Annotated in this window: 25 protein-coding genes; 7 read left to right on the top strand and 18 right to left on the bottom strand. The window is 71.9% G+C overall.

Annotation, left to right across the window (positions count from 1 at the left end; genetic code table 11):
- Window positions 1-30: 30 nt before the first annotated feature.
- Together VGX25_RS28135 and VGX25_RS28130 are read right to left on the bottom strand one after the other, a co-directional pair.
- Complete coding sequence (locus tag VGX25_RS28135; protein ID WP_326920937.1) at window positions 31-837, bottom strand: ABC transporter permease; 807 nt, start codon at window positions 835-837, stop codon at window positions 31-33.
- The gene (locus VGX25_RS28130) at window positions 834-1805 is read right to left on the bottom strand and encodes an ATP-binding cassette domain-containing protein (RefSeq protein WP_326920936.1); all 972 of its coding nucleotides are present in this window, start codon (window positions 1803-1805) and stop codon (window positions 834-836) included. The genes VGX25_RS28135 and VGX25_RS28130 overlap by 4 nt, the downstream gene beginning before the upstream one ends.
- 135 nt (window positions 1806-1940) lie before the next feature.
- Between VGX25_RS28130 and VGX25_RS28125 the strand changes: the two genes are divergently transcribed.
- Complete coding sequence (locus tag VGX25_RS28125) at window positions 1941-2954, top strand: endonuclease/exonuclease/phosphatase family protein (protein ID WP_326920935.1); 1014 nt, start codon at window positions 1941-1943, stop codon at window positions 2952-2954.
- A 194-nt stretch (window positions 2955-3148) separates the two neighbouring features.
- Here VGX25_RS28125 and VGX25_RS28120 read toward each other — a convergent pair whose 3' ends face one another.
- The 3 genes from VGX25_RS28120 to VGX25_RS28110 are packed head-to-tail and all read right to left on the bottom strand — an operon-like array spanning window position 3149 to window position 5764.
- Window positions 3149-3973, bottom strand: a complete 825-nt coding sequence (locus VGX25_RS28120) for an SIR2 family NAD-dependent protein deacylase (protein ID WP_326920934.1) — start codon at window positions 3971-3973, stop codon at window positions 3149-3151.
- The gene (locus VGX25_RS28115; protein ID WP_326920933.1) at window positions 3970-4275 is read right to left on the bottom strand and encodes an antibiotic biosynthesis monooxygenase; all 306 of its coding nucleotides are present in this window, start codon (window positions 4273-4275) and stop codon (window positions 3970-3972) included. The genes VGX25_RS28120 and VGX25_RS28115 overlap by 4 nt, the downstream gene beginning before the upstream one ends.
- A 16-nt stretch (window positions 4276-4291) precedes the next feature.
- Window positions 4292-5764 (bottom strand): M1 family metallopeptidase, encoded by a 1473-nt coding sequence (locus VGX25_RS28110; protein WP_326920932.1) that lies wholly within the window; start codon window positions 5762-5764, stop codon window positions 4292-4294.
- A gap of 96 nt (window positions 5765-5860) precedes the next feature.
- On the opposite strand from VGX25_RS28110, the gene VGX25_RS28105 reads away from it, so the two are divergent.
- On the top strand, window positions 5861-6631 hold the full coding sequence (locus tag VGX25_RS28105) for an alpha/beta hydrolase (RefSeq protein WP_326920931.1): 771 nt from the start codon (window positions 5861-5863) through the stop codon (window positions 6629-6631).
- Here the strand turns inward: VGX25_RS28105 and VGX25_RS28100 are convergent.
- The 4 genes from VGX25_RS28100 to VGX25_RS28085 all read right to left on the bottom strand — a co-directional run bounded on the left by VGX25_RS28100 (window position 6624) and on the right by VGX25_RS28085 (window position 9708).
- Window positions 6624-7154, bottom strand: a complete 531-nt coding sequence (locus VGX25_RS28100) for a 2'-5' RNA ligase family protein (protein WP_326920930.1) — start codon at window positions 7152-7154, stop codon at window positions 6624-6626. The genes VGX25_RS28105 and VGX25_RS28100 overlap by 8 nt on opposite strands.
- A gap of 19 nt (window positions 7155-7173) precedes the next feature.
- Window positions 7174-8211 carry an N-acetylmuramoyl-L-alanine amidase gene (locus VGX25_RS28095; RefSeq protein WP_326920929.1) on the bottom strand — a complete coding sequence of 346 codons (1038 nt, stop codon included), beginning with the start codon at window positions 8209-8211 and terminating at the stop codon, window positions 7174-7176.
- A 120-nt stretch (window positions 8212-8331) separates the two neighbouring features.
- A complete protein-coding gene (locus VGX25_RS28090; RefSeq protein WP_326920928.1) occupies window positions 8332-9201 on the bottom strand; it encodes an A/G-specific adenine glycosylase in 870 nt (289 codons plus the stop codon).
- A 15-nt stretch (window positions 9202-9216) separates the two neighbouring features.
- Window positions 9217-9708 carry a carbonic anhydrase gene (locus VGX25_RS28085; RefSeq protein WP_326920927.1) on the bottom strand — a complete coding sequence of 164 codons (492 nt, stop codon included), beginning with the start codon at window positions 9706-9708 and terminating at the stop codon, window positions 9217-9219.
- Window positions 9709-9869: 161 nt separating this feature from the next.
- Between VGX25_RS28085 and VGX25_RS28080 the strand changes: the two genes are divergently transcribed.
- Complete coding sequence (locus VGX25_RS28080) at window positions 9870-10532, top strand: hypothetical protein (protein ID WP_326920926.1); 663 nt, start codon at window positions 9870-9872, stop codon at window positions 10530-10532.
- A gap of 60 nt (window positions 10533-10592) precedes the next feature.
- Here VGX25_RS28080 and VGX25_RS28075 read toward each other — a convergent pair whose 3' ends face one another.
- The gene (locus VGX25_RS28075; RefSeq protein WP_326920925.1) at window positions 10593-11693 is read right to left on the bottom strand and encodes a LacI family DNA-binding transcriptional regulator; all 1101 of its coding nucleotides are present in this window, start codon (window positions 11691-11693) and stop codon (window positions 10593-10595) included.
- Between the two features lie 169 nt (window positions 11694-11862).
- Here VGX25_RS28075 and VGX25_RS28070 point away from each other — a divergent pair, with 169 nt between their 5' ends.
- From VGX25_RS28070 to VGX25_RS28060, 3 genes are all read left to right on the top strand, one after another.
- The gene (locus VGX25_RS28070) at window positions 11863-12786 is read left to right on the top strand and encodes a metal ABC transporter solute-binding protein, Zn/Mn family (protein WP_326920924.1); all 924 of its coding nucleotides are present in this window, start codon (window positions 11863-11865) and stop codon (window positions 12784-12786) included.
- Window positions 12787-12881: 95 nt separating this feature from the next.
- Window positions 12882-13673 (top strand): metal ABC transporter ATP-binding protein, encoded by a 792-nt coding sequence (locus VGX25_RS28065; protein ID WP_326920938.1) that lies wholly within the window; start codon window positions 12882-12884, stop codon window positions 13671-13673.
- Complete coding sequence (locus tag VGX25_RS28060) at window positions 13673-14530, top strand: metal ABC transporter permease (protein WP_326920923.1); 858 nt, start codon at window positions 13673-13675, stop codon at window positions 14528-14530. The genes VGX25_RS28065 and VGX25_RS28060 overlap by 1 nt, the downstream gene beginning before the upstream one ends.
- On the opposite strand, the gene VGX25_RS28055 is transcribed toward VGX25_RS28060, so the two are convergent.
- From VGX25_RS28055 to VGX25_RS28020, 8 genes are all read right to left on the bottom strand, one after another.
- Window positions 14481-15710, bottom strand: coding sequence for a DUF445 domain-containing protein (locus VGX25_RS28055; protein WP_326920922.1), 1230 nt, complete (start codon window positions 15708-15710; stop codon window positions 14481-14483). The genes VGX25_RS28060 and VGX25_RS28055 overlap by 50 nt on opposite strands.
- A 323-nt stretch (window positions 15711-16033) precedes the next feature.
- Window positions 16034-17467 (bottom strand): MBOAT family protein, encoded by a 1434-nt coding sequence (locus VGX25_RS28050; RefSeq protein ID WP_326920921.1) that lies wholly within the window; start codon window positions 17465-17467, stop codon window positions 16034-16036.
- 651 nt (window positions 17468-18118) lie between these two features.
- On the bottom strand, window positions 18119-19075 hold the full coding sequence (rlmB, locus tag VGX25_RS28045) for a 23S rRNA (guanosine(2251)-2'-O)-methyltransferase RlmB (RefSeq protein ID WP_326920920.1): 957 nt from the start codon (window positions 19073-19075) through the stop codon (window positions 18119-18121).
- A 1-nt stretch (window position 19076) separates the two neighbouring features.
- On the bottom strand, window positions 19077-20471 hold the full coding sequence (gene cysS, locus VGX25_RS28040; protein WP_326920919.1) for a cysteine--tRNA ligase: 1395 nt from the start codon (window positions 20469-20471) through the stop codon (window positions 19077-19079).
- Window positions 20468-21127 (bottom strand): HAD family hydrolase, encoded by a 660-nt coding sequence (locus VGX25_RS28035; protein WP_326920918.1) that lies wholly within the window; start codon window positions 21125-21127, stop codon window positions 20468-20470. Before VGX25_RS28035 ends, cysS begins: the two co-directional genes overlap by 4 nt.
- A 118-nt stretch (window positions 21128-21245) precedes the next feature.
- Window positions 21246-21719 carry a 2-C-methyl-D-erythritol 2,4-cyclodiphosphate synthase gene (ispF, locus tag VGX25_RS28030; protein ID WP_326920917.1) on the bottom strand — a complete coding sequence of 158 codons (474 nt, stop codon included), beginning with the start codon at window positions 21717-21719 and terminating at the stop codon, window positions 21246-21248.
- Window positions 21716-22381: a 2-C-methyl-D-erythritol 4-phosphate cytidylyltransferase gene (ispD, locus tag VGX25_RS28025; RefSeq protein ID WP_326920916.1), complete on the bottom strand. Its 666-nt coding sequence runs from the start codon at window positions 22379-22381 to the stop codon at window positions 21716-21718. Before ispD ends, ispF begins: the two co-directional genes overlap by 4 nt.
- A gap of 19 nt (window positions 22382-22400) precedes the next feature.
- The gene (locus VGX25_RS28020) at window positions 22401-22892 is read right to left on the bottom strand and encodes a CarD family transcriptional regulator (protein ID WP_325157921.1); all 492 of its coding nucleotides are present in this window, start codon (window positions 22890-22892) and stop codon (window positions 22401-22403) included.
- Window positions 22893-23194: 302 nt separating this feature from the next.
- Between VGX25_RS28020 and VGX25_RS28015 the strand changes: the two genes are divergently transcribed.
- The gene (locus VGX25_RS28015) at window positions 23195-23935 is read left to right on the top strand and encodes a hypothetical protein (RefSeq protein WP_326920915.1); all 741 of its coding nucleotides are present in this window, start codon (window positions 23195-23197) and stop codon (window positions 23933-23935) included.
- The last annotated feature ends 3 nt before the right edge of the window (window positions 23936-23938 follow it).

The following is a 23938-nucleotide window of genomic DNA, read 5'->3' as shown; positions in this document are numbered from 1 at the left end:
CTATAGCACCACAAAGACTCACGACAGGTATCAGCCGACGCGGCGCTTGTAGGCGCGCAGCGCGAGGGGCATGAACACCGCGGCGATGCCGACGGCCCAGAGGAACGCCCAGCCGGCGTGGCCGGCCCAGTCGCCGCCGAGCAGCAGGCCGCGCGCGGCGGAGGTCAGGTGGCTCACCGGGTTGACGTGCACCCAGCCCTGCAGCCAGCCGGGCAACGTGGCCGGGTCGACGAACACGTTGCTGCCGAACGTCAACGGGAACAGGATGCCGACCAGCGTGCCGGGCACCGCCTGCGGTGACTTCACCAGCATGCCGACCAGCACCGCGACCCAGCACAGGCAGAGTCCGAAGAGGACCATGAGGGCGATGGCGATCAGGAACGAGCCGGGATCGGTGTGCACCCGGAAGCCCAGGATCACCGCGGTGACGAACAGCACGGCGAGCGCCACCAGGTACCGGACGACGTCGCCGAGCACGGCGCCGACCAGCGGTGCGGAGCGGGCGATCGGCAGGCTGCGGAACCGGTCGAACACGCCCTTGGTGATGTCGGCGTTGAGCGCCATCCCGATGCCGAGGCTGGCGAACACGGTGTTCTGCACCATCAGCCCCGGCAGCAGCACCTGCAGGTACTCGGTGGTCCCGCCCTGCACGGCGCCGCCGAACAGGTAGACGAACAGCAGCAGGAAGATGATCGGCTGCAGCGTGACGTCGATCAGGCTCTCCGGGTTCTTCCGGATCTTCACGATGCTGCGGCCGGCCAGCACCAGCGAGTGCCGTGCGGTATGTCCAATGTGGAGTATGGCGGGCGCCGGTGCGGTGGCGGTCATGGCGGTCATGCCGGGCTCCCTTCCAGCTCGAGATCGTCCTGAGTGGACCTGTGTCCGGTCAGCGCCAGGAACACGTCGTCAAGGCTCGGCAGGCGCAGCGCCAGCTCGTCGACCGTGATGCCCCAGTCGTCCAACCGTCTGACCACAGCGGACAGCAGGACCGGGTCGTCCACCGGGGCGGTGAGCAGACCGGTGTCGTCGTCGCGGTTCGGCGCCGAGCCGGTCAGCTCGCTCAGGATCGTGGCCACCTGGTCCACATCGGACACCAGGGTGGGCCGCACCTGCAGGGTCTGCCCGCCGGTGCGGCGCTTGAGCTCGTCCGGCCGGCCGCTGGCGATCACCTTGCCGTGGTCGAACACCGTGATCAGGTCGGCGAGCTGGTCGGCCTCGTCGAGGTACTGCGTGGTGAGCAGCACCGTGGCGCCGTCGGCGACCAGCGCCCGGACGATCTGCCACACCTCGGCGCGGGCGTGCGGGTCCAGCCCGGTGGTCGGCTCGTCGAGGAACAGCACCCGCGGGTGGCCGACCAGGCTGGCGGCCAGGTCCAGCCGCCGCCGCATGCCGCCGGAGTACGTCTTGATCGCCCGGTCCCCGGCGGCGGTCAGCTCGAACCGCTCGAGCAGCTCGGCCGCCCGCGCCCTTGCCGCCGGCCGGCTCAGGTTCAGCAGCCGCCCGATCAGCACCAGGTTCTCCCGGCCGGTCAGGTCCTCGTCGACCGACGCGTACTGACCGGTCAGCCCGATCAGCCCGCGCACCGCGACCGCGTCCGCCCGCACGTCGTACCCCCCGACGCTGGCCCGCCCGGCGTCCGGCGTGAGCAGCGTGGCCAGGATCCGCACCGCGGTGGTCTTCCCCGCCCCGTTCGGCCCGAGCACCCCGAGCACCGTGCCGGCCGGCACGACCAGGTCGACGCCGTCCAGCGCGACCGTCTCGCCGAACCGCTTCACCAGCCCCTCGGCCTCGATAGCGTGAGTCATCCATCCTCCTCGATCGGCTCGGACCCCACCATCGGCCGGCGCGCTGTCAGCCACCGCACACCGCACTGCCACGTCCTGTCAGCGCGCTTGTACCGCTGACAGCCGGTTTGCGGCATCCTGAGCGGGTGGACCGCCATGCTTAGGCGAACCCGAGACGAGTACGAGCCGCCGGCCCCCCGCTACGAGGAGGACGACGAGCCGTACCGAAGACCGCGGATCGGCGGCCGCAGGACCACCGCGGTCCTGCTGCTGCTCGCCCTGGCGTTCCTCGCCATCGGCGTGCTGCGGGTGGCCGGCGTCGACGGCAGTCGGATCACCGTCGCCGCCCTGGCCCTCACCCCGTACGTCGCGCCCGGCGGCCTGCTGCTCGCGCTGATCGCGTTCGGCCTGCGGCGGCGCATCCTGGCCACCTGCGTGCTGCTGATCGCCCTGTCGATGGTGGTGCTGCTGCTGCCCCGCCTGCTGCCCGACGGCCAACCCGGCGCGGCCGGCATGCGGGTGCGGATCATGTCGGCCAACCTGCACGACGGCCGGGCCGACCCCGCGGCGATCATGCGGGCCGTGCGGGACAACCGGGTCGACGTGCTCAACCTGCCCGAGCTGCAACCCGGTGAGCTGGCCGCGCTGGACGCCGCCGGCATGCCCGACGAGCTGCCCTACCGCGTCGTCGACCCCGGCGTCGGCGGCGGCGGATCCGGCATCGCCTCCCGCTACCCGCTGCGCCAGATCGTGCTCGTCGAGTCGATCGAGCTGTCCCAACCCTCCGCCGTCGTCGACCTCCCCGGCCGCGCCGACCTCGAGATCCTCGCCGTGCACGTCCAGTCGGCCACCCACGACGCCACCGTCTGGCGCCGCGACCTCGACCGGCTACCCCCCGCCACGCCCGACCGGGTCCGCGTGCTCGCCGGCGACTTCAACGCCACCCTCGACCACGCCGCCTTCCGCGCCGTGCTCGATCTCGGCTACGTCGACGCCGCCGAGCAAACCGGCAAGGGCCTCATCCCCACCTGGTCGAGCTGGCGCCTCGGCCCCCCGATCACCATCGACCACATCCTCGCCGACCACCGCTGCGCCATCCAGCGCTTCGCCGTCCTCAACCTCCCCGGCAGCGACCACGACGCCGTCTTCGCCGACGTTCAGCTCCCCTGACACCATCCTGCTGACGAACGGGATGTCACCCTGCTTGCTCGCCAATGCCGAGCTCGACGGCCGGCGGTGAGGCCGCGGATTGCGGCACCGCGCCCGGTGGGGGTGGTGGATTGGCCGGGTTTGCGTTATCGGGTGCCGAACACGCCCGCGGTGAGAACGACGGCCGCGCAGCGCGCGGCGGCACACCGTCCCGGTTAGCCCGCGAGTCGAGCGTCCAATTGGGACAGTGCGGCCAGTGCGCCCATTGCGAGCGGGATGCCGCGGCCGTGGCGCACCGCGGGCTCGCGTGGGTTGATTCGGATCAGTGCACCGGTGGCGGCGCTGGCGAGTTCGGCTTGGCGGCGGACGGTGGGTACTGCGGTGCCGGCGCCGATCTCCACTACCGCGAGCGCGCGGCTGCGGGTGGCTCGGCGCCAGGCGGTGAGCGCGTCGAGTCGTTGCCGGGTGCGGTCGGGGACCCAGGCGGTGTCGCCGAACATCAGGATGTTGGGTCGGGCGAGGCTGCCGCAGTGCGGGCATCGTGGCAGCGGGCCGACCGCGCGCATCGTGGCCGGGTCCACCTCGACGTCGAGTCCGTCGGCCGGCCAGGTCGCAGTCTGGCACGGGTGTAGGCACTGCAGGTGGTGGATCGAGCCGTGTACCTCGGTGACGTGCTCGGGCGGGAACCCGGCGCGCTGGAACTGTCCGTCTACATTGGACGTGAAGACCCGGGTGGGAACTCGGGCGGCCCATTTGGCGAGGACGGTGAAGCCGTCGTGCGGCACGGTGGTGCGGTACAGCGCCAGCCGGTGGCCGTAGAAACCCCAGGCTAGCTCGGGATCCTGGGCGAAGTGCACCGGGTCGGCCAGCTCGACGAACCGTAGCCCGAGCCGCTCGTACGGCGGGTAGGCGCGCCAGAAGCCCTCGTCGCCGCGGAAGTCCGGCAGATTCGAGTCAACGCCCATCCCGGCGCCGGCGCAGATCAGCAGCGCGTCCGCGCCGGCGAGCAGTTCGGCGGCGCGGTCGAGCTCGGCGGTCACTTTGGCGTGGCGGACTGCACGATCTCGAACTCGAGCAGGGCCGACCCGGTGCCGACCGGCTTGGCGCGCTCGCCGGAGTGGGCGGCCATGCCGGCGCCGCTCATCCACTCCCGGAAGTGCTCGTCGCTCTCCCATTTGGTGACCACGAAGTAGCGGGTCTCGCCGGACACCGGGCGCAGCAGGTCGAAGCCGAGGAACCCGGGTGCGGAGTCGACGGCCCCGAGCCGGGCGGCGAACCGCTTCTCCAGCTCCGGCCCCGCCCCCTCGGGCACCTCTATCGCGTTGATCTTCACCACAGCCATGAGGTCAGCGTAGGTGCTAGCGGCGCAGGCCGCCGGGGTAGAGGTACTCGTCGGCGGGCTTCCGGTCGCTTCGGAACCAGGCCTCGAAGAACGCGCGGAGGTCCTGGCCGGCGATCTCCTGAACGAACGTCTCGAACTCGGGCCAGGACGCGTTGCCGTCGCGGTGGCGGGCGGGCCACTCCCTCATCACCCGGTTGAAGGCGTCCTCGCCGATCTGGCGGCGCAGGGCGTGCAGGGCGAGCGGGCCCTTGGTGTAGACGGCGGTGAACTCCTTGCCGGCGCCCATGTCGAACAGCTTGCCGGTCCACAACCGGTTGCTGGCCCGTGCGACCTGCGTGCGGTACTCGGCGTCGAGGTCCTTGCCCTCCTTGGCCTCGTCCCACAGCCACTGGGCATAGCTGGCCCAGCACTCGTTGAGGCACATGTCGCCCCACGAGGTGATGGTGACCGAGTCGCCGTACCACTGGTGGGCGTTCTCGTGCACGACGACCGCGGTCTCGGCCCAGTTCGCGTAGATCGGCCGGGTCTGGGTCTCCAGCGAGAAGCCGATGCTCTCGTTGATGTAGATGCCGCCGGCCGCGCTCTGCGGGTAGGGGCCGAACTTCTGCGAGAGGAACTCGATGATCTCCGGCAGGCGGGCCTCGACCTGCTTCTTGCCCTCGGCGCCGGGGGCGTACGCGCTCACCACCGGGATGCCGCCGGGCAGGGTGGACCGCTCGAAGGTCCACTTGTCGATGCCGATCGTGGTCAGGTAGGTGGCGATCCTGGTCTTCTCGACCCACGTGTACGTGGTCCACCCACCGTCCGATGTGGACGGTTCCTCGCGGCCGTTGGAGATGACGCTCCAGCCGTCCGGAACGCGCGCGGTGAGCTTGAAGGTGGCCTTGTCCCGCGGGGTGTCGTTGGCCGGATACCAGCTGGTGGCCGAGTGCGGCTCGCCGGCCGCGAACGCGCCGCCGGACTTGGCGATCTGCCAGCCGTTGGCGCCCAGCCCGCTGTCCTCGGTGGCCCCCGGCACCCCGCCGTAACGGACCCGGGTGCGGAACGTCCGGCCGGTGGGCACGGCGGTCGCCGGGGTGATCACCAGCTCGTGGTCGCCGGCGCGCTCGAATGTGGCCGGCTTGTCGTCCACCTCGACGGCGCTGACCTCGAAGCCCTTCAGGTCCAGGTTGAACCGGGTGAGGTCGCCGGTGGCCGTCGCGGTGATCACGGTGTCACCGTCGAGCCGCTTGGCCGGCGGGTCGTAGCTGATCGACACGTGGTAGTCGGTGACGTCGTAGCCGCCGTTGCCGTCGGTGGGATAGTACGGGTCGCCGGCCCCGTCCGCGCCGGCCGCGGCCTGGGGCACCGCCCGGCTCGTCGGCGGCGCCGCGCCGCTGGTCGGCCCCGGCTCGTCCGCCGGCTCGCCCGAGCACGCGGTGAACGCGGTCGCGGCCAGCGCCAGGCAGGCGAGTCGGACGGGGGCCACCCGGCTGCGGGCCACGGGCATCGTTGAGCTCTCCTGGGTCGAGGACTGGGTGCCGCCATCATGACGGGTCCACTGTGTTGCGCGAGTTTGATCGCCGAAGTTGATAGGAACTGCGGTGTGGTGACGCGGCCGGGAGTGATCGAGTTCGGTGGTGCCGGGCAGGGCATCCTGCTGCTGCACGGGCTGATGGGCCGGGCGACGACCTGGTGGTCGGTGGCCAGGTGGCTCACCAGGTACGGCCGGGTCGTCGGGCTGGACGCGCGCGGCCACGGGCGCAGCCCGCACCGGGGCGGGCTGTGGCGCACCGAGGACTTCGTCGCCGACGCCGCCGCCCTCATCGGCGAGCTCGACCTGGCCCCGGCCGTGGTGATCGGCCACTCCATGGGCGGCCTGCACGCCTGGGCGCTGGCCGCCACCCACCCGGCGCTGGTGCGCGCGGTGGTCGTCGAGGACATGGCCCCGGACCAGCGCGGCAGGACCGTCGACGCCTGGCGCGCCTACTTCGACTCGTGGCCCGTGCCGTTCGCCGCGCTCGCCCACGTCCGGGAGTTCTTCGGCCCCTACGGCGACTACTTCACCGAGTGCATGGAGGAGCGCGCCGACGGCTACCACCTGATCGCCGACCTCGACGAGCTCTACGCCATCGCCGCCGAGTGGGGCGAGCGTGACTACTGGGCCCTGGTCGAGCGGGTCCGCTGCCCGCTGCTCGCGCTGGAGGCCGCCCGCAGCGCGATGCCCGCCGGGCAGCTGGTCGACCTCGCCGCCCGGACCGCCGGCCCGGCCAAGCACCTGGTCGTCCCCGACTCCGGCCACGTGATCCACTCCGACGCACCGGAGGCCTACCGGGGCGCGGTCGAGGCGTTCCTGTCCGCCGTCCTGGCTAGGTGAGCGACAGCAGCGGGTCGGCGGCGCCTGTGTGCGTGTCCACCACGGCCACCTCGGTGATCGTGGCGCGGATCGGTTCGACCGGGTGCAGCGCGGCGAACCCGGCCACCACCTGAGGGTGCTCGATCCCTTGCGCCAGCGTGCAGTGCGGCACCCAGGACCCGGGCAGGTAGTAGGCCGACGGCGCCCGCACCCGGCCGGCCAGCGCGTCGTGCACCGCGGAGTGCACGGCCAGCAGCTCGGTGTCCACCACCGCGGCGAGCACGAGGACGTTCTCCACCGGGGTGAACACGCCGAGGGTGGACAGCCACAGCCGCGGGATGGCCAACCGGCGCAGGTCGGTGCGCAGCGCGTCGCGGGCGCCGGCCGGGATGGCGCCGGCGAGGGCGAACGTGACGTGCGGGCGATGCCGGCCGTGGGTCCGGGTGGCCAGGCTGGGCACGCCGGCCTGGTCGAGGCGGGCCCACAGGGTGCGGACCGCGCGGTCGGCATCGTCGTCGAAGAAGAACTCCAGCGCCTGCGCCACGCCAGCAGGGTGTCACGGGTCAGCGCAGCAGCGACTGCCAGGTGCGGGTGTCGACGAGGTCGACGCCGGAACGCCGGCCCCTGGCGTCGAGCAGCACGCGGGCGGCCTTGCCGACGTCGTCCGGCTCGTCGACCCGGACCGTGCGGACCAGCAGCGGCCACGCGGCCGAGCCGAGCAGCCCGCTCTCGTCGAAGTGCCGGCCGCCGTAGCACGGCTCGTGGACGGCCCCGTTCTCCCTTGCGAAGCGGCGCACGGCGGCGAACATGGCCGGGCCGAACACGCCGTCCACCGGGACCTCGGCGATTCCCCGCGCCCGCAGCAGGTACTGGGCCGCGAGCACCCGGTGCCCGGTGTCGCCGGTGCGCAGCAGCGGCCAGGTCTCCGGGTCCTCGGCCGGCTGGCCGAGCAGCGCGCCGACCTCGCGGCGCAGCTGCGGCAGCCGGGCGTAGAGCACGTCGCCGGGGCACAGGGTGCTGTTGAAGTCGCGGTGCCCGAGGATGCGCGACGTCGGGATGGCGTACTGCTGCGCGATGTAGGCGACCAGCCGCACCAGCGAGTCCCACAGCTGCGGCGTGACATCGACATCCATGTAGAGGCCCTCGTTCTCGATGCCGATGCAGGTGCTGTTGTTGTTGGCCACGTGCGCGCCGAGGACGTGCCGGGTGCCGCCGGTGAGGATCTCCAGGCTGCGGTGCCGGCCCTCGGTGACGTGTCCGCCGCGGCTGTTGGTCAGCTGCTGGCCGGTGTCGATCCAGCCCCGGGTGTCCATGTGGAAGTTCTGGATTCCGCGGGAGATGGCGAACGCGTGCTCCAGCGAGAGGTCGTTGCTGTTCGAGCCCGCGGTGTGGTGGACGATGATGTTGACCGGCCGCTGGTTGAGCACGGTGATCGTGCCGTTCGGCGGCCGCGCGCCCCAGTTGCGGGTGTCGTAGATGTGCGGCGGCGCCAGCACGGTGGCCGGTGCGGCCGCGGCAAGGCCGGGGTGCGCGACCCCGGCGGCGCCGATGGCGCTGACGGTGAGTCCGGTTCGAAGCAGGGTACGGCGATTGACGGCCATCTCGATCTCTCTCGACGGTGGGCATGTGCAGGGGAGCCCAGATCGTCTGGCTCTGCCTCGCCGACGGTAGTCACTGCACTACCGGTTGACAAGTTATTCCCCGACTATCGCTCGATTGTGTTAACTGTCGCCGGGCAACGCGAACCGCCCGTCCGCGGTCTGCTCGACCAGACCGTCCACCAGCAGGGAGTCCAGGCACCGGTCCCGCTGGCCGACGTCGGCCCAGACCGCGTCGAGCCTGGCCCTGGCCACCGGCTCCGGCGTGTCCCGCAGCACGTCCAGCAGCAGGCCGCGGACGTGCCGGTCGGTGCCCGCGTAGCGCTGCACCCGCCTGGTCGGCCCGGTGTACTCCGGCCGCCCGGCGCGCTGCCAAGCGCAGCCGGCGCGCACCGGGCAGTCCACGCAGCGCGGCGCACGAGCCGTGCACACAAGCGCGCCCAGCTCCATCAGCGCGATCGACAGCCGGGCCGCGGTCGGCTCGTCGGCCGGCAGCAGGGCGTCCACGTCGGCAAGGTCGCGGGCGGTGGACGCGGGCCCGGCGTCCCCGGCGCCGTGCACCGCGCGGGCCACCACCCGGCGCACGTTCGTGTCCACCACCGCGGCGCGGCGGCCGTAGGCGAACGCGGCGACCGCGCGGGCGGTGTACGCGCCGATCCCGGGCAACGCCAGCAGAGTGTCCACATCGGACGGTACGACGTCGCCGTGCCGCTCGGCGATCACCGCGGCCGCCTCGCGCAGCCGCATCGCGCGGCGCGGATAGCCCAGCTTGCCCCAGGCGCGCAGCACGTCGGCGGGCGTGGCGGCGGCCAGGTCGGACGGCCGTGGCCAGCGGGCCATCCAGTCCCGCCAGGCCGGCTCGACCCTGGCGACCGGGGTCTGCTGCAGCATGATCTCGCTGACCAGCACGCCCCAGGCCGTTGTGCCCGGCCGCCGCCAGGGCAGGTCGCGGGCGTGCTCGGCGAACCAGTCGATCAGGGCGACGGTGTCCATCGCCGGAGGATTGTGTCAGAACACCTCGGTGAGGCCGCCGGTCGCCACGTCGTAGACAAACCCGCGCACGTGGTCCCGGTGCGGCAGGAAGGGGCTGCGGCGGACGCGTTCCATGGACTGCCGGACGCTGTCCTTGACCTCCCGGAACGCCTCGATCGCCCATGGCGGGCGGAGACCGGTGTCCTGCTCGACCTCGTCCTTGAACGAGTCCTCGGTGATCATGGACAGGCCGCACGAGGTGTGCTGCATGATCACGATCTCCCGGGTGCCGAGCTTGCGCTGGCTGATCGACAGCGAGCGGATCACGTCATCGGTGGCCACCCCGCCGGCGTTGCGCAGGATGTGCACCTCGCCGTGGGCCAGGCCGAACACGTCGAACACCTTGATCCGGGCGTCCATGCAGGTCACCACGGCCACGTGGAGGCTGGGCACCGGTGTCGGGACCTCCGGAGCCCCGTGGTCGGGGCCGCTGACACGGCGTTGCAGCAGGGTGTCGATTGCGCTCATGGTCACCTCCGCGGAGCTACCCAAGCCAGGATGCCGGGTGCCGGCCGGGAACCGCTCGATCGCGGCTTGCAATTTGAGCAAGCTCACGCTCGCCGATTACCCACGATCGGGGGAAGCCGCGCTAACCCGGTTTGTGGATCTACGGCGTTACGGTTTTCCGCGTGATCGATCCGGAGGTGTACTGGCGCCGGCGCGTGGTGGCCGTGGTCATGTCGATCGCCGCCGTGGTGGTGCTCGCCTGGATCATCGGCCGGCTGGTCGGCACCGCCGACCAGAGCCCGGTGGAGGGCGCCGCGGCGCGGGCGTCTCAACCGCCCTCCTCGCCCCCCGGCGGCGCGCACCCCGGCTCGACCAGCGCCTCGGCCAGCTCGACCGCGCCGCCCGTGGCCGCGACGACCACGACGACCACGGCGCCGCCCGCGCCCCCCGGACCCTGCCCGGACGCCGTGATCAAGGTCCTCGCCGAGACCGGCGCGCCCGGCTACCGGGTCGGCCAGCGACCCCTGCTGCGGCTGGTGGTGGTCAACGCCGGCCAGCTGGCCTGCGTCCGCGAGGTCGGCCGCAGCCTGCGCGAGCTGGTGATCACCAGCGCGGACGGCGCGACCCGGCTGTGGTCGAGCAACGACTGCTACCCGCCGCCCGGCGCCGAGAGCCGGCTGCTGCAGCCCGGCGAGCGGCTGGAGTTCACGGTGAACTGGGCCGGCCGCACGTCGGCGCCCGGCTGCCCGAGCCGGCGCCGCTCGCTGCCGGCCGGCACCTACCTGGTCACCGCCAAGCTCGGCGCGCTGGCCAGCCCGCCGGCGCCGCTCGAGCTGACCGGTTAGGAGCGGACGCGAGGCCGTGGGTGGGCGGGTGGGACGGCCTCGCGGGAGCGACCATCGGGGCTAGGGCCCGAACCAGCGCTCCTCGGCGGTGCGCGGCGGCGCCGAGGTGGCCCCGACCACCAGCTCGGTGGCCAGGATGATCTGCCGGGGCCGGGCGTGCTCAACGGCGCCGAGCAGCAGCTTGCCGGCGGCCCGGCCCTTCTCCAGCACGGGCTGGCGGATCGTGGTGAGGCCGGCGCGCTCGGCCTCGGTGATCCCGTCGAACCCGGTCACGGTCAGGTCCTGGGGCACCCGCAGGCCCCGCCGCTTCGCCTCGGCCAGCGCGCCGAGGGCGAGGATGTCCGAGGTGCAGATGACCGCGGTGAGGTCGGGCTCGGCGTCGAGCAGCTGGGCGGCGGCCGAGGCGCCGTTGGCGGTGCTGTGGTCGAACCGCTCGACCACCGGGACCTCGGACCAGTCCACGCCGACGGCGCCGAACGCGTCGGCAAGGCCGGCCAGCCGGGCCCGCTGCACGTGGAAGTGCGCGCCCTGCTGCCGCTCGAGGCTGGCGAAGCCGTCGTTGCGGTCCCGGGACAGGCGCATGCACACCACGCCGATCTTGCGGTGGCCGAGGTTGATCAGCCGCTCGGCGAGCTGGCCCATCGCCGCGCGGTCGTCGATGCCGACCCGGTCGACGCCCTCCACCCGCGGCTGGTCGCACACCACGGTGGGCACCGGCCGGGACAGCACCGCGGCCAGGTGCGGGTCGTCGTCGGGCACCGAGTACACGACGAAGCCGTCGACTCCGGCCCGGTGCACGGCGGCGACATCCTCCCGCTCCGGGTTCACCGGCACCAGGTGCAGGCCCTGGCCGGCGCCTTCGCAGGCGAGCGCGAGTCCCTCGAGGAACCCGAGCGCGGCCGGGTCGCGGAAGGCGTAGGACAGGTTCTCGGTCAGCAGCAGTCCGACCGCGCCGGCCTTGCGGGTGCGCAGCGAGCGCGCCACCGGGTCGGGGCCCGGGTAGCCGAGCCGCCTTGCCGTTTCCAGAACACGCCTGCGCAGCTCGGGGGAGAGCTGGTCGGGCCGGTTGTAGGCGTTGGAGACCGTGGTTCTGGACACACCGAGCTCGGCGGCCAGCGACGCCAGTGTCGCCGGCCGGCGTACGTGCATGGAGCGCGCCATTGCCTGACCGTAACGTTTCAGAACCAATTCCAGAAGCCCGACCCGGCCGCGGGCGACCGGCCCGGCTCGACTCTCTCCATGTCGGCATTCGGACCGCCCCGTGTGACACCCGGTTGGGGGAACCCCTAAACTGAACGCGATAACGGTTTCCATTATCCGAGGAGCAGCGATGAGCCCCCGGTCAGTACGGTTCGGTGCCACGGTCGCGGGTCTCGCCGCGTTGTCCCTGGTCGTCGCCGGTTGCGGGTCGTCGGACAGCCCGCCGGCCAGCGGCGCGCCGGCCGCCACCGGGAAGATCGCCGTGGTGGCCTCGACCAACGTGTGGGGCAGCGTCGCGCAGGCGGTGGGCGGCGACGCGGTCACGGTCAAGTCGATCATCGACGACCCGTCGGCCGACCCGCACTCCTACGAGGACAAGCCGGAGGACGCCACCGCGCTGGCCGAGTCCAGGCTGGTGGTCTTCAACGGCGGCGGCTACGACGACTTCTTCACCGAGCTGGTCGACACGTCCGGAAAGGACGCCCGGCGGATCAACGCGTTCGAGGTGTCCGGAAAGGCCGACGGGACCAACGAGCACGTCTGGTACGACCTGCCGACCGTCAAAGCGGTCGCCGACAAGATCGCCGAGGAGCTGGGGTTGATCGCACCGGACAAGAAGGGCAGCTTCGCCGGCAACGCCCGGTCGTTCGACGCCGGCCTTGACGAGCTGATCGCCAGGGCCGCCAAGATCGGCGCGGACCGGCCCGGCGCCAAGGTGGTCTTCACCGAGCCGATTCCCGAGTACCTGCTCGAGGCGGCCGGCCTGACCAACGCCACGCCGGAGGAGTTCTCCGAGGCGGTCGAGGAGGAGACCGACCCGCCCGCCGCGGCGGTCGGCGAGATCACCGATCTGATCACCGGCAAGCAGGTTGCCGCCCTGGTCAACAACGCGCAGACCGAGACACCGGTGACCAAGGCGCTCAAGGATGCCGCGACCAAGGCCGGCGTGCCCGTCGTTGACGTGACCGAGACGTTGCCGCAAGGTGTGACGAGCTACGTTGATTGGATGACCGGGCAGGTGGACGCGCTGGCCAGCGCCTTAGCGAAGACATGAGAGTGGACCGAGACACGAGGGCTCCGGCGGACACCGCCGGGGCTCTCGCGCGCTCCGAACCGTCTACTTCGGACGAATCGGGCCCGGTCGTCGAGCTGCGCAAGGCGACGCTGGCCTACGGCTCGCGGGTGCTCTGGCGGGATCTCGACCTCGTGGTGCAGCCGGGCGAGCTGATCGCCGTGCTCGGCCCCAACGGCTCCGGCAAGACCAGCCTGCTGCGCGTCCTCCTCGGCCAGCAGCGGCTGTCCGCGGGCACCGTCCGGGTGGTCGGCGCGCCGGCCGGGGCGGCCAACCGGCGGATCGGCTACATCCCGCAGCAGCGCGCGCTTGACCCGACGCTGGCCATGCGCGGCCGGGACCTGGTCGGGCTCGGCTGGGACGGGCACCGGTGGGGGACGGGGCTGTCCCGCATCCGGGACCGCCGGCGCCGGGTCGACGAGGCGCTGGACGCGGTCGGCGCGCGGTCGTTCGCCGACGCGCCGGTCGGGCGGCTGTCCGGGGGCGAGCAGCAGCGCCTGCGGGTGGCCCAGGCGCTGCTCACCGACCCGCGGCTGCTGCTGTGCGACGAGCCGCTGCTGTCGCTGGACCTGGCCAACCAGCGGGTGGTCGGCCGGTTGATCGACCAGCGGCGCCGGACCGCGGGCACGGCGGTTCTGTTCGTCACCCATGAGATCAACCCGGTGCTGCCCATGGTCGACCGCGTGCTCTACATGGTCGACGGGCGGTTCCGGATCGGCACGCCGGAGGACGTCATGACCTCCGAGACACTGTCCGAACTGTACGGAACCGGGGTCGAGGTGCTGCGCGTCCGCGGCCAGATCCACGTCGTCGGAGCGCACAGCGGGGTGTGCGAGGACCAGCCGCACCATCACCTCGGGGACGGCTGATGGACAAGTTGTTCGACTTCGAGCTGACGGCCCGGGTGCTGCAGTACGGCTTCGTGCAGAGCGCGCTGATCGCCGCGGCGGTGCTCGGGTTGCTGGCCGGCGTGATCGGTCCGCTGATCGTCAGCCGGAACATGGCGTTCTCCGTGCACGGCACCGCGGAGCTGTCCTTCACCGGTGGCGCGGCGGCGCTGCTGGTCGGCGTCAACGTCGGTTACGGAGCGATCGCCGGCGCGATCATCGCCGCACTGATCCTCGGGCTGCTGTCCCGGCGCAGCGCCGAGCACGACTCGGTGATCGGTGTGCTGCTGGCGTTCGGGCTGGGCGTCGGCGTGCTGCTGCTGTGGTTCTACAAAGGACGTGCGTCCAACAAGTTCGGCTTGCTGGTGGGCCAGATCGTCAGCACGGACTTCGCCAGCGTGGTGCTGCTGTCGGTGTGCACGGTGCTGGTGCTCGGCGTGCTCGCGGTGATGTACCGGCCGCTGCTGTTCGCCAGCGTCGACCCGGAGGTGGCCACGGCGCGTGGGGTGCCGGTGCGCCTGCTGTCGCCGATCTTCGCCGTGCTGGTGGGAATCGCGACCGCGCTGGGGGTGCAGACCGTCGGCGCGCTGCTGGTGCTGGCGCTGATGATCACGCCGGCCGCGGCCGCGTGCCGGATCACCGCGAGCCCGCTGCGGGCCACGATCCTGGCCGTGATCTTCGCGGAGGTCGCCGCGGTGGGCGGGATCGTCCTGTCGCTGGCGCCGGGCGCGCCGATCAGCGCGTTCGTCACGGCGATCTCGTTCGTGATCTACCTGTGCTGCTGGGCGATCAGCCAAGTAGCAGGACGACCTGCAGCTCGCCGACCAGCGCTCCGATGACCGCGCCGACCGTGATCAGCTTCCACTCGTCCTGCCGGAACGCCGGCCGCAGCAGGCGCTCGTACTCGACCCGGCTCAGCCGCCGCATCCTGGCCGCGATGGTGTCCGCGACGTCCATCGCGTCGGCGGCGTAGTCCTTGGCGTGCATCGCGGTCGACGACAGGTAGGTCATGGCCTTGTCGGCCGCGGCGTGCTTCATCTGCTGGAACCGCCGGGCGCCGATCGCCACCGACACCAGCGGCTTGGCGACGCTTGCCTGCTCGTCGATCGTGCGCTGCACGATCCGCTGGATCATGGTGATCAGCCGGTCGGACCCGGGGCCGCGCAGGATCCCGTCGACCAGGTTCGGCACCGTCATCACCTCGCGCGCGACCAGCTCCCCGTACTGCCGGGCCACCTCGTCCCGGCGGCGCTGGAAGATACCCTGGAACGGCACCAGCCCGAGGATCCTGGTGCGCTCGCGCGGAAAGAACACCAGCTTGATCGCCAGCCAGTCGGTGAGCAACCCGATCGCCGCACCGAAAACGGGCAGCACCAACGGTTCGTGCGTCGCCGCCCACACGGCCGTCTGCACCAGACCCAGGATGAATCCGAAGTAGATCCCGCACCTGGCGATGAACGCCATCTCCGGCCGGGAGATGTCCCTGATCAGCCTGATCAGAAGCTCCTTGTCCCGCTCAAGAGCCGACACCGCGACCTGCTTGACGTCCAGCACGTCGGTGACGTTCTCCCGGATCTCCGTCATGATCCGGCGCACCAGGGCCGGCGACCCCGCCTGCACCTGCTTGACGATCAGGTCCTGGGCCAGCGTCGGCAGCATCTCCCACAGCGCAGGGTGATACCGCTCGAGCACCTCGCGCGCGACCTCGTCCACCGCCAGCAGCAGCGGCCCCTCGATCTCCTTGGCCACCCGGTCCGGATCCAGCTTCGCGAACACCTCCTTCGGATCCACCAGCCTGGTGGTGAGCAGCTCGGCCGAGATCCGGATCATCCGCTCCGAGTTGCGCGGCACCACGCCCTGCCAACCGAGGAACGGCTCGGCGATCCCCACGAACCTGATCGGCCGGAACATCATCTGGATGGCCGCGAGCTTGGTGACGTACCCGATGATCGCGGCGATGAACGGCATGGAGGCATACACCGCCCAGTGCGACCCCAGGTCCGCCAACATGGCATTCACACCAGCTCCTCGCAGGCTCGGAGCCGGCGAACCCCGTCGCATCCTCCCTCGGCGACGGGGCAGTGCTCGGTGTTCGCTCCGCAAGCTCCGCTCGGATCCGTCACCTCGCAAGCTCGGTGCCGGCGACCCTGCCACCTCGTCCCTCGGTGGCAGGGCAGTGCTTGATGGTTCGCTGCGCAAGCTCCGCTCGGATCCGTCACCTCGCAAGCTCGGTGCCGGCGACCCTGCCACCTCGTCCCTCGGCGGCAGGGCAGTGCTCGATCGTTCGCTCCGCAAGCTCCGCTCACGGGCCCACCGTAGATCCTCTGTGGAGCACCGGCTGCTCAGAACTGGAAGTACAGGAAGGGGCTGAAGGCGCCCTCGGTGACCAGGATCGAGGCGAACAGGAGGCCGACGGTCATCACTGCGACCCGCATGACGGTGGCCGGGCGGCTGCGGGAGGACTCCAGCAGGGGGCCGGTCACCGGGTGGGCGGGGAGGAACAGGATGACCAGCGCGGCGAGGAGGATGAGCAGGCGCTGGTTGGTCAGCGCGTTGTCCACCACGTCGGTCAGCCCGGTGAAGTCCGGCAGCAGCATGTGGCCGATCATGGCAAGGGCCTGGGGCAGCTCGGCGGCGCGGAAGATCACCCAGCCGAACACCACCAGCACGATCGTCAGCGCGCGGCGGGCGATCGCGGCGCGGCGGGCGTGCGGCGCGCGGTCGAGGTGGAAGCCGCGCTCGATGATCAGTAGCGCGCCGTGGTACAGGCCCCAGACCAGGAACGTCCAGTTGGCCCCGTGCCACAGGCCGGTCAGCGCGAACACGATGATCAGGTTCCGGTACGTCATCGCGACGCCGCGCCGGTTGCCGCCCAGCGGGATGTACAGGTAGTCGCGAAACCAGCGCGACAGCGACATGTGCCAGCGCCGCCAGAACTCGGTGACGGTCACCGACGCGTACGGCCGGGCGAAGTTCTCCGGCAGCCGGAACCCGACCATCCGGCCGAGGCCGATCGCCATGTCCGAGTAGCCGGAGAAGTCGAAGTACAGCTGCAGCGTGTAGGCCAGCGCGCCGAGCCAGGCCACCGCGAAGGTCATCTCGTCGCTTGGCGTGGAGAAGCACGCCTCCACCACCGGGCTGAGCGAGTCCGCGATGATCACCTTCTTGCACAGCCCGAGCGCGAACCGCGGGAAGCCGGCCGCGACGTCGTCCATCGGGTGCGTGCGGCGCTGCGGGAGCTGGTCGGCGATCTCCCGGTACCGCACGATCGGGCCGGCCACCAGCTGCGGGAACATCGCGATGTACGTCGCGAACGCCACCGGGTCGCGCAGCGCCGGCCGCTCGCCGCGGTAGATGTCCACCACGTACGAGATGTGGTGGAACGTGTAGAACGAGATGCCGATCGGCAGCGCCAGGTGCACGATCGGAAAATCCCCGCCGAGCAGCCGGGCGAACCCGTCGATCTGCTCGGTGGCGAACCCGGCGTACTTCCAGATCAGCAGCACGCCCACGTCGACCGCGATCACCCCGAGCAGCACCCACTTGCGCCGCCCGCGCGACAGGTCCCACTCGTCCGGCTCCAGCGTCGGCCCGGCCAGGAAGTTGACCACCATGCAGATCAGCAGCAGCAACGTGCTCGGCCCGGCCCCGGCCGCGTAGAACACCAGGCTGGCCACCGCCACGACCCCGTTGCGCCAGCCCCGCGGCGTGATCAGCACGGCCGCCAGCACGACCGGCATGAAGTACCACAGGAACAGCGGACTGGCGAACGACATACGCGCGGACCTCGACTCCCCGGCAGGACACCTGGACCTTAGCCGAGACCGCCCCGCCACTTACCCCGCCGGCGCGCCCACCGCAACTCCGTCGCCCACAACCCCTCCACCTGTGGACACCCAGCCGTCAACCAAGATCATCCGTTGTTTGCCCGGGTAAACTGGCCCACGAACCCGCCCCCCACCCCAGGACGGGGTGGGGGCTGGGTGAGGTATGGCGCGCGGCACTCGGCTGCATGGGGGCGTCATATGGCTGCCTGAGCGCGGGACACGCCCGGGATTCCGGTCCCGGTCCGGTGTGTCTCGCCTTCGGGCAGGCGTGTTCGGCGTTGGTGCAGCCGTGTGCCGCGTTGCGGTACCCCGGCTTCGCCGCGGCCCTGCGCCGCCCGGCAGGGTCGGGGCACGGTGCCGGGTGGCGGGCATGATCGCGGAGCTGCCGGTCGGGTCGCCCCATCGGGTGTTGAACTGCGGCGCAGCCGCCGTTTTCCACAAGACGATCTTGGCGACTTTGCGGAGCCCTGCCCAGGACGGGTGGGGGCTGAGTGGGGTATGGCGCGCTTTGCGGCACTCGGCTGCAGGGGGGCGTCGTGCGGCTGCCTGAGCGCGGGACACACGCCGGCATCCCGCGCTCGGCCCCGGCGTGTGGGGGTGCTAGGTGCGGCCGGCGGTGCGGCGGCGGCGGGCGACTTCGGCCAGGACGACGGCGGCGGCTACGGAGGCGTTGAGGGATTCGACGCCGGCGGCCATGGGGATGGCGATGGTTTGGTCGCAGGATTCGCGGACGAGGCGCGACAGGCCGCGGCCTTCGGAGCCGACGACGACGACAAGGGGGGAGGTGGCGAGGGTGAGGTCGTCGATGGTGTCGGGGCTGTCGGCGTCCAGGCCGACGATCATCAGGCCCTCGGCGGCGTACGAGCGCAGGGTGCGGGTGAGGTTGGTGGCGAGGGCGATCGGGAGGCGGGCGGCGGTGCCGGCGCTGGTACGCCAGACCACGGCGGAGACGCCGGCGCTGCGGCGCTGGGGGACGAGGACGCCGTTGGCGCCGAACGCGGCGGCGGAGCGGATGACGGCGCCGAGGTTGCGGGGGTCGGTGACGCCGTCGAGCGCGACCAGCAGGGCGGGCTCGGTGGACTCGGCGGCCGCGGCCAGCAGGTCGTCGGGGTGGGCGTACTCGAACGGCGGGACCTGCAGGCCCAGGCCCTGGTGCACGGCGCCGCCGGTCAGCCGGTCCAGCTCGGCGCGGCTGACCTCGAGGACGGAGATGCCCCGGTCGGCGGCCAGGCGGACGGCCTCGGTGACCCGGTCGTCGGCGTCGATGCCGAGCGCGACGTAGAGCGCGGTCGCGGGGACGGACGCGCGCAGGCACTCGACCACGGGGTTGCGGCCGGCGACCAGCTCGGCGGTGGGCCTGTCCCGGCGCTGGCGCTGCTGCTCGGTCTTGGCGGCGGCGGCCCGGCGCTGGGCGGGGTGGCCGGGGCGGCGCTCGGCGCGCGGGGTCGGGCCCTTGCCCTCAAGGCCCTTGGACTTGCGGCCACCGGAGCCGACGACGGCGCCCTTCTTCGTGCCCGGTTTGCGAACCGCACCCCGGCGCTTGGAGTTTCCTGCCACGTCAGCTGTCCTTCAAAGTCCACAATGGACCGTCGGGAGTGTCCTCGACGGTGATTCCGGTGGCCAGCAGGCGATCCCGGATGGCATCGGCCCTGGCGAAGTCGCGCTCCGCGCGGGCCCGCTGGCGCTCGGCGAGCAGGTCGTCCACAAGGGAGTTAAGTGCCTGCATCGCTCCGTTGTCCACATTGGAGGCAGTGGACCACTTGGGCGACAACGGGTCAAGGCCGAGCACGTCCAGCTGCGCGCGGATCGTGGCGGCCAGTGCGCGGGCCGCGTCCTCGTCGCCGGAGTCCAGCGCGATGTTGCCCTGCCGGACCGCGTTGTGCACCGCGGCGAGCGCCGCGGGCGTGCCGAGGTCGTCGTTCATGGCCGCGGAGAACTCCGGTCCCGGCTCGCTCGGCCGGACGACGCCGGTGCGCTGGGCGACCTGGCGCATGAACGACTCGATCCGCCGGTACGCGCGGATCGCCTCGTCGAGAGCGGAGCGGGAGTACTGGATCTCCGACCGGTAGTGCGGCCCGACCAGGTAGTACCGCAGCTCCTGCGGGCGTACCTTGCCGAGCATCTCCGGAATGGACACCACGTTGCCAAGCGACTTGGACATCTTCTCGCCGGCCATGCCGACCAGGCCGTTGTGCATCCAGTAGCGGACGAACGGGTCGCCGGCCGCCCTCGACTGCGCCAGCTCGTTCTCGTGGTGCGGGAACACCAGGTCGAGGCCGCCGCCGTGCACGTCGAACTCGGCGCCGAGGTACGTCAGCGCCATCGCCGAGCACTCCAGGTGCCAGCCGGGCCGGCCCGGCCCCCACGGCGTCGGCCAGGACGGCTCGCCCGGCTTGGCGCCCTTCCACAGCGTGAAGTCGCGCGGGTCCCGCTTACCGTGCGCCGGCGCCTCGCCCTGCTGCACCTCGTCGAGCCGCTGCCCGGACAGCTCGCCGTAGGCCGGGTACGACTCCACCGAGAAGTACACGTCGCCGCCGGCCGCGTAGGCGTGCCCGGCGTCGATGAGCCGCTGCATCAGCTCGACCATCTGCGTGATGTGCCCGGTCGCCCGCGGCGCGATCGACGCCGGCAGGCAGCCGAGCGCGTCGTAGGCCGCGTCGAACGCCCGCTCGTGCGTGGCCGCCCACTGCCACCACGGCTTGCCGTGCTCGGCCGCCTTGGTCAGGATCTTGTCGTCGATGTCGGTGACGTTGCGCACCAGCACGACGTCGTACCCGGTGGCCAGCAGCCACCGGCGCAGCACGTCGTAGTCGAGGGCGCCGCGGACGTGCCCGATGTGCGGCGGCCCCTGGGGAGTCGGCCCGCACACGTAGATCGACGCCGTTCCGCTCCGCACGGGCTGGAACTCCCGCAGCGTCCTGGTCGCGGTGTCGTAAATGTGCAGCAGGCTCACACGAAAATGGTACGGGCGAGGGTGCGGACCAACGCGTCGGGCCGCTGCGCCGGTGGAACTCGTTTGACAGCCGCGAACCGGCAGCCGATCCGTCGCGCCCCGCCGTCGGCCTCCTCGTTGTCGCCGATCATCATGGCGTGCTTCGGCTCGACGCCGATCCGCTCGCACGCGGTCAGGAAGATCTTCGGGTCCGGCTTCATCACGCCCTCGGCGTAGGACAGCACGTACTCGTCCACCAGGTCGGCCATGCCGTTGCGGTCGAACACGCCGCGGATGTCCCACGGGATGTTGCTGATCACGGCCACCGGCACGCCGGCGTCCCGCAGCCGGCTCAGCGCCGCGCCGGTGTCCGGGTACGGCAGCCACGACTCCGCGGCCGGGACCCGCCGGTAGATCGACTCGAGCACCTCGCCGGGCACGCCGGGCGCGGCCGCGCGCAGGGCGGTCAGGTACACGGTGTGGTGGATGTCCGGGTCGAGATCACGCCGCTCCCACGCGTCGCGCAGGTCCTCCGGCAGGTACCCGGACGACGCAGGCGAGGTCAGCACGTCGATCATCCTCGCCCGGTCGAGCGCGTAGCCGTCGAACCACTCGGCGCTGGGTTCGAGGTGGAACAGGGTCCCGGAGAAGTCGAACAGGACGCCGCGGATGCTCACTGTGCTCCATTCAACGTTCGGGCGGGCTGGCAGCACTACTTTGCGTTGCCAGCCGCCAGTCGCGTATGTCCGGCCGCTCGGGCGGACCTCCGGCCCGCCGTCGCTGGGCCGGAAGCCCTCACGGGTCCACGTTACGGATCAACAGGCAGCTGGCGACGGCCGCGACGCCCTCGCCGCGGCCGGTGAGGCCGAGGCCGTCGGTGGTGGTGCCGGACACCGCGACCGGGCCGCCGACGGCGTCGGACAGCACCCGTTGTGCCTCCGCGCGCCGGGGGCCGATCTTGGGCTGGTTGCCGATCACCTGCACGGCCGCGTTGCCCACCCGGTAGCCGGCCGCCTCGACCCGGCGCCGCACCTCGGCGAGCAGCGCCACGCCGTGCGCCCCGGCCCAGCGCTCGTCGCCGGTGCCGAACACCGCGCCGACGTCGCCGAGACCGGCCGCCGACAGCAGCGCGTCGCACAGCGCGTGCGCGGCGACGTCGCCGTCGGAGTGCCCGGCGCAGCCGTCCACGCCCGGCCACAGCAGCCCGGCGATCCAGCATTCCCGTCCGGCCTGCACGGGGTGCACGTCGGTCCCGATGCCCACCCTCACGACAGGACCGATTCGGCGATGGCGAGGTCGAACGGCGTGGTGATCTTCATGGCGTAGGCGTGCCCCGGCACGGTGGCCACCGGGACGCCGAGGCGCTCGACCAGCCCGGCGTCGTCGGTGGTGGTGTCGTCGGGGTAGGCGTCGTAGGCGCGGCGGAGCACGTCGGCCGAGAAGCCCTGAGGGGTCTGCACGATCCGCAGCTCGGACCGGTCCGGCGTGTTCAACACCACGCCGGCAGGATCGACCCGCTTGACGGTGTCCGCCACCGGAAGGACCGGGATCACGGCCGGGACGCCGGCGCTGACCGCGGCCACCACGGCCTTGATCACCTCGGCCGGGGTGAACGCCCTGGCCGCGTCGTGCACGAGCACGATCGTGGGATCGCCGGCCGCGTGCAGGGCCAGCCGCACCGACTGGGTTCGGTTGGGGCCACCCGGCACCACCTGCGCGTCGACGCCGGCCGCGGCGAGCGCGCCGGCCGCGACGTCCACATCGGACGCCGGGGCCGCGACGACGGCGGCGTGCACGCAACCCGAAGCCAGCAGGCCGCGGACGGCGTGCACGAGCAGCGGCTCCCCACGAATCGGAACCAGCGCCTTGGGCACGCTGCCGCCGAGACGTACACCCCGCCCGGCGGCGGGGACGAGCGCGACCACGCTCATCGAAGGTGCCGCGTGAGCGTCAGACCACCGCGGTACCGAGGACCTCGTCGAGGATGACCTCGGCCTTGTCCTCGTCGGTGCCCTCGGCCAGCGCGAGCTCGCTCACCAGGATCTGCCGGGCCTTGGCGAGCATGCGCTTCTCGCCAGCGGACAGCCCGCGATCCTTCTCGCGCCGCCACAGGTCCCGAACCACCTCGGCCACCTTGTTGACGTCGCCGGAGGCGAGCTTCTCGAGGTTGGCCTTGTATCGCCGTGACCAGTTCGTCGGCTCCTCGGTGTGAGGAGCCCGCAGGACATCGAAGACCCGGTTGAGACCCTCCTGACCCACGACGTCCCGAACACCAACGATCTCGGCGTTGTCGGCGGGAACGCGAACCGTGAGGTCACCCTGCGCGACTTTGAGGACGAGGTACTTCTTCTCCTCGCCCTTGATCACGCGGGTCTCGATTGCTTCGATGAGTGCGGCACCGTGGTGCGGGTAGACGACGGTCTCTCCGACCTTGAAAACCATAGTGTCCTCTGCCCCTTTCGCTACACCCATCTTAACACGCGCTGGAGTCTCGCTGAAACCGCCCCGCGGTCCGTAATCGCAGGTCAACGGGCCAACGAGGGGCGGAACGGGGGGTTGACAAAGCGTGCCCGGCGTGCTTCGGCGCTTCTGGCAAATGTGATTCGCACAGGTGGTGTAGACCTCGGCGCTCCACTGTGGACGTTGGCCCGTGGTCTTCAGAGCGACCACGCGGGGGAGCTGAACCGCGTGCCGGATACCCTTCCGGCGTACTTCGGCGCGATGCCCAGGAAGGAACCGCAACCGTGAGCCGAGCACCGCATGAGTCGACCAACCGGCGCACCGTGGCGGCCGCGGTGGGAGCGGTCGCGGCCGGGCTGACCGCCGCGCTCGCGCTGGCCGGCTGCAGTGCCGGGCAGGACACCCAGACCGACTCGGTGCTGCCCTCGGTGAACGGCACGCAGGGCCGGGTCGGGGCGATCATGATCCGGGACGCGATGTTCGCCTACCCCGACGGCGGCGCGTACCCGTCCGGTGGCCGGGCCACGCTGGTGCTCACGATCGTCAACACCGGGCCGCAGCCCGACGAGCTGGTCGAGGTGTCCAGCCCCGTCGCCCAGGACGCCGAGATCAGCGGCGACCGCAACCTGACCCCGCGCAGGGCCATCGCGGTCGGCACGCCGGGCGAGGCGGCCGACACCGAGCCGACGTCCAGCGCGCCCGCCACGACCAGGACCCCCAGCTCCACGGTGGCGCCCACGTCGACCTCCGCGCCCAGCTCGGCGCCGGGCTCGCCGACCTCCGCACCCGGCTCCCCGCCCAGCTCCGCGCCGTCGTCGTCGGCGCCCACCAGTGCGTCGGAGGAGCCGACCGAGCTCGGCCGGGCCACCATCGTCCTGACCGGGCTCACCTCGGCGCTGATGCCCGGCAAGACGTACGCGGTCACCTTCGTGTTCCGCAACGCCGGCTCGGTCACGCTCGACCTGCCGATCGCCGCGCCCACCACCGCGCGGCCGGAGTCCAGCGGCGAGTCGGGGCACGGCTGACTG

This window comes from Actinophytocola sp. (assembly GCF_035942955.1).
Lineage (GTDB): Bacteria > Actinomycetota > Actinomycetes > Mycobacteriales > Pseudonocardiaceae > DASYTH01.
This window is presented reverse-complemented; position numbering and strand designations above follow the sequence as displayed.